Genomic DNA, 5286 nt, shown 5'->3' on the forward strand with positions numbered 1-5286 from the left:
GAGCATATTGCTTTCTCGGGCGATTTCCTCTGGGATCGAGCAGCCGCTTCCGCTGGCCGCAAGGCCCTCAATCTGCCGCCGGATAGCCGCGCCGCCTAACCGTTCGCTGATTGTTCGCCCTTAGCGTTGTTTAGCGTACCATCCACGCTATGCCCTCCAGCAGTGGCTGGACAGAGAACCAGAAGGAGATCCAATGCTCTCAACAGATGAATCCGAGAAGCTGTCAGAGAATGACTGGGAGTTGCCTTCGGTGCTGCAAGGGCTGTGAAAGCCCCATTTTGAGGGACTTAGTTACATTTGAGCATCGAGGCTGAGGGTTGAAGTTTATTAAAATCAATGTTTTAGCTCGTCATTACATACAGTTACAGCGTCGTTCCTCTATATAACCGTTCTGAGCAAGTCCTTCGGCCATCGCATAAAAAGCTGCGATTGCATTCGAACTGTAACCAAACATTACGCAAACTGCCATCTGTCGCCCCTAACTGACCTCTCGCTCGAACAGCCGAGCGTGATGCAGTTAGGGAAGACATCTGATGAGGGTATCGGGATCGAAGGCTGGAACGTGGCGGGCAAGCCTGCTGGTCAGCACAATCATAGCCATGGGCATCGCGCCGCAAGCCATTGCTCACGAAGTCGAAGGTGATGCCGTTGCCGGCGAAGGGGCCGCGGCCGAAGCACCCGCCGAAGCAGGCGATCTGGTCGACACGAACACGATCATCGTCACCGGCGCCAAGACGACGCGCTCGGCCACCGCGATCCAGCAGGCCGAAATCCAGAAGATCCTGCCCGGCGTCTCGCCGCTGAAGGCGATCCAGACGCTGCCCGGCGTCCTGTACATCACCGCCGATCCGTGGGGCAACAACGAGCAGAACGCACAGACCTTCGTGCATGGCTTTGCCGGCAACCAGCTCGGCTACACCATGGACGGCATCCCGCTGGGCGATCAAAGCTATGGGAACTACAACGGTCTATCGCCGCAGCGTGCCGTGATCTCGGAGAACGTTGCGCGGGTGATCGTGGCGACGGGCGCCGGTGACCTTGCCACGCCTTCGAACAGCAACCTTGGCGGTACTGTCGAGACCTTCTCGACCGATCCGCTGGCGCAGTTCGGCATCCAGGCGGCGCAGACGGTCGGCAGTTACGATGCCTCGCGTACCTACCTGCGGATCGATAGCGGTGATCTTGGCGGTGGCAGTTCGGCCTATGTCTCGGGCGTTCGCCAGCGGGCGCGGGCGTGGGATTTCAACGGCATCCAGAAGGGCTGGCAGGCCAATGCCAAGTTCGTCCGGGATGGCGATGCAGGCAAGTTCACCGCCTATTTCGACTACAACGACATGGTTCAGCCGAACGAGGACGCGACCGTGTTCTTCAAGCCATCTGCCGGTGGGACGGCGACGGCGGCCCAGCTTTACACGCCCTACACCAAGCCGTTCTTCTACCCCGACTTCAACGGCTATCGCACGGGCTACCTCAATGCGCTGGGCAATTCGCCAGCGGCCGAGGGCAGCAACTACCGCAATTACTACTCGGACGCGCAACGCACCGATTACCTCGGCTATCTGCGCTATGATGCACGCCTGGCGGACAAGGTGACCTGGTCGAACACGGCGTACTATCACCACAACGATGGTGCCGGTGTCGTTGCCGGGCCGCTCGGCCAGTCGATCACCACTGCGCAGGCCTATCTTGACCCGGCCTATGGCAGCCTGCCAGCGAACTGCCGTTTCAGCGGCAACAACAATGGCACAAAGCCGGCAGCCTGCACGGCGCTGACGGCGGCCCAGGCAGCGGCGGCAGGCGCCGCCCTGGTTCAGGCGACCGGTGGATCGGGCCTGATCACCCGGACCACCGAATATCGCATCGACCGTGTCGGCGTGATCTCGTCGGTCAGCGCGGAGCTTGGCAACCACAAGATCGAGCTGGGTGGCTGGTTCGAGCACAATAGCACCACGCAGTGGCGCCGGTGGTATGCCGTGCCGGTGGCAAGCCCCGATCTGAGCACGCCCTATATTCGCCCCGGCAACGTGATGGCCCCGCTGTTCACGCAGTATCAGGGTGAAGCCCGGATCAAGCAGTTGCAACTTCACATCCAGGACACCTGGCAGGCGACCGAGCGGCTGCTGTTGCAAGGCGGCTTCAAGACCAGCTCGCAGTGGGCGAGCGGCAGGTTCCCGGTGCAGCCCAAGGTCGGCTCGCTCGGTGGCACCACGGCGCTGCCGCAAGGCGACATCGATACGCACAACTGGTTCCTGCCGGCGTTCGGCGCGACATATGACTTCAACGGGCGCGAACAGTTCTACTTCAACGTCCAGAAGAACCTTCGGCAGTACCAGGCTTATCTCGCCGGCGGGGGTGGCCCGTGGTTCACCGGCAGCCAGGCGGCGTTCGATGCCTTTGCCCGCGAAGGCAAGCCCGAGACGAGCTGGACCTATGAGGTGGGTCTGCGCACCAACCGCCAGTTCGGCGGCGGCGTCGCCCTGCAGGCGCAGATGAACTACTATCATGTCGACTTCAGCAACCGTCTGCTGGCCATCCCGACCAACCCCGGCGGCATCGCCGGCAGCGGCATCACCGGTGGCACCTCGACACTCGTCAACGTCGGCAGCGTAAAGACCGATGGCGTCGATGCGGCTTTGACGCTGCGTTTTGGCAACACGTTCTCGTTCTACAATGCCGTCTCCTACAACCTGTCGAAGTACCAGAACGACTATACGTCGACGGCGCTTGGCATTGGGGCCGGGGTCGATAGCTGCATTGGTGGGTTCCTGGTGACCGGCGGGGTCGTGCCAACCTGCGGCAAGCAGTTGCCCGGTACGCCGAAGTGGATGAACAAGACGGTGGCCACGCTGAACCTTGGCCCGATCGAGGTTCAAGGCATTGGCGATTACGTCGGTCGGCGCTTTGCCACATTCACCAACGATGCCAGCGTTGCGTCCTACTTCCTCACCTCGCTGCGAATTGCGGCGCGCGTGCCGGAAGGGTCGCTGCCGCTGCGCAAGGTGGAACTGGCGCTCAACGTCACCAACCTGACCGACAAGCAGGGCGTATCGACACTGTCGATCGGTTCGGCGACCAACAGCTACTCGGCCTATCCCATCCCGCCGCGACAGTGGTTCCTCACCCTGTCGGCAGCATACTGACCGATGATTTCGAGAAGAAATGCAATGATCGGTGGCGCAGCCCTGGCCTGCGCCACCACCTTGCGGGCGGCAGGCAGACCTGGTGTCCGCAAGGTCCCGCTTGTGCTCGGCCACCGTGGTGCGTCTGCGCTGCGGCCCGAACACACGATGGGCGCCTATGCCAAGGCCATTGCCGATGGCGCCGATTTCATCGAGCCCGATCTCGTGTCGACGAAGGATGGCGTTCTGGTTGCCCGGCACGAGAACAACATCGCCGAGACGACCGATGTGGAGAGCCGCAGCGAATTTGCGGCGCGGCGGACCCGCAAGACGATTGACGGGCAGCAGGTCGACGGGTGGTTTACCGAGGACTTGACCCTCGCAGAACTCAAGACCCTGCGCGCACGCGAGCGCTTGCGCGGGATGCGCGCCGAAAGCCAGTCGTTCGACGGCCAGTTCCAGATCGTCACGCTTGAGGAAATTGTCGATTTCACCGCGGCCGAGGCGGCTGCAAGGGGTCGGACCATCGGCCTGATCCCTGAATTCAAGCACAGCACGTACTTTGCCGGCATTGGCCTGCCGCTGGAGCGGCGACTGCTGCAGATGCTTGGCCAGAGTGCCTATCTGCGCAAGGCGCCGCTCATCCTGCAGTCATTCGAAGTCGGCAATCTCAAGGCATTGCGCCCGAAAATTGCCGGGTTCGGCAATATCCAGCTCATGCAATTGATCGATGCGCCTGACGCAGCGCCATATGACTTCGTTCAAGCCGGAAGCGCTACGACCTATCGCACCATGCTGACGCCGCCGGGCCTGGCCGAGATCGCCACGTATGCCGATTGGCTGGCGCCTGCGACGCGGGCCTACATCCCGCTCGATGCGGAGGGGCGGCTTGGCCGGTCGACGGGTCTGGCGGCTGCAGCGCGCGCAGCGGGACTTCTCATCGGCACCTGGACGTTCAGGCCGGAAAACCGGTTTCTCGCTGCAGACTTCCGCAACGGGCAAGGGGATGATGCCCGCAATCCCGTTGGGAGCATCGCCGAGATGGAGCGTTATGTGCAGGAAGGGTTCGACGGCTTCTTCACCGATGATCCGGCGCTTGGCCGCGTGGTCGCCGACCGGTTCGCGCGCTTAGCTGCCAATCGCTGACGGGGACGAGCGATTAGGCGCTGCCGATCAGAACTCGTCCCAATCCTCTTCCTTCAAGGCGAGTGCGATGGATGGGCGGGGGATGGACGGGAGCTTGCGCGGCGCACCCGTGAAGGCTGGCGCGGGAATGCTTGAGGCTACCATCGCGGGAGCGGATTTGCGGTCCCGGATGGGCACGACCTTGTTCGTCACGTTGAACGCATCGACGAGCCTTGAAAGCTCCGTCGACTGCTCGGCAAGCTGGCGGGCAGCGGCGGTACTTTCCTCGACCATCGCGGCATTCTGCTGCGTTGCCCGGTCCATCTCGCTGACGGCGGCGCGCACATGCTCAAGCGCGTCGGACTGCGAAGACGCGGTTTCGGCGATTTCCTGAACAGAGCCGGCAATCCGGTTGATGCTCTGCACGATCGTCTTGAGAGCGCCGCCGGTTGCGTCCACCAGGCTGACGCCATCCTTGACCTGTACCCTTGTGATGCGGTTCCGGTGCCCTCGGGTTATCTCATTACGCCAAAGACCTTGCAGCCCACTCGTTCGTCGAATGATACGAAGGAGCTTCGCAACAACTACGAGGCAACTGAATTCACGAATGCGCTCTATGCGCTTGATCATGGATACAGGGGCCAGGGCGTTACCGTGGCGGTCATTAACACAGGCTATGTAAATGGGCACCTCTATCAACCTTGGGTTCTGACGCTTTTTTGGCGGCCGATGGCTGATCGGGCGCTGCTTTTGCCGGTTTGAGGCCTGATTTGGCCGTTTCCGAGCCGTTTTTCAGCGCTTTTCCTGTTCTCCGGGCGCACTTATCCCATGGCTGCCCTTCGTTCGTGAAAGACGAGGCGGTGCATGTTGTACGCCAGGTTGGCCAGCGCCACCTTGGCTTCAGCCCGCTTGATCCCGATGGTGCGGATGAACAGGCCCATCTTGGGGTCACTGCACGAAAGTGAATTTTACGTACGCTAGGGTCGAACGAACGGCGAACGCTGACGGTGCTAGCGTCGGAAAGGTATGACGACAGCCTGGT

Annotated in this window: 3 protein-coding genes; 2 read left to right on the forward strand and 1 reads right to left on the reverse strand. The window is 61.7% G+C overall.

Going from position 1 to position 5286, the window contains the following annotated elements; all coding sequences use genetic code 11:
* Positions 1–599 precede the first annotated feature (599 nt).
* Together B7X90_RS17810 and B7X90_RS17815 are read left to right on the forward strand one after the other, a co-directional pair.
* Positions 600–3140 (forward strand): TonB-dependent receptor, encoded by a 2541-nt coding sequence (locus B7X90_RS17810; protein ID WP_292626825.1) that lies wholly within the window; start codon positions 600–602, stop codon positions 3138–3140.
* A gap of 24 nt (positions 3141–3164) precedes the next feature.
* Positions 3165–4265: a glycerophosphodiester phosphodiesterase family protein gene (locus B7X90_RS17815; RefSeq protein ID WP_292626821.1), complete on the forward strand. Its 1101-nt coding sequence runs from the start codon at positions 3165–3167 to the stop codon at positions 4263–4265.
* Positions 4266–4292: 27 nt separating this feature from the next.
* Here the strand turns inward: B7X90_RS17815 and B7X90_RS17820 are convergent, their stop codons facing one another.
* Positions 4293–4874 (reverse strand): methyl-accepting chemotaxis protein, encoded by a 582-nt coding sequence (locus tag B7X90_RS17820; RefSeq protein ID WP_292626823.1) that lies wholly within the window; start codon positions 4872–4874, stop codon positions 4293–4295.
* Between the last annotated feature and the right edge of the window lie 412 nt (positions 4875–5286).

The sequence above is a fragment of the Novosphingobium sp. 17-62-19 genome (assembly GCF_002256775.1).
GTDB lineage: Bacteria > Pseudomonadota > Alphaproteobacteria > Sphingomonadales > Sphingomonadaceae > Novosphingobium.

What these genes read in the sequence shown, in the direction of transcription:
- B7X90_RS17820 (WP_292626823.1), bottom strand. Translation starts at nt 4,874, where the DNA reads ATGATCAAGCGCATAGAGCGCATTCGTGAATTCAGTTGCCTCGTAGTT.
- B7X90_RS17815 (WP_292626821.1), top strand. Translation starts at nt 3,165, where the DNA reads ATGATCGGTGGCGCAGCCCTGGCCTGCGCCACCACCTTGCGGGCGGCA.
- B7X90_RS17810 (WP_292626825.1), top strand. Translation starts at nt 600, where the DNA reads ATGGGCATCGCGCCGCAAGCCATTGCTCACGAAGTCGAAGGTGATGCC.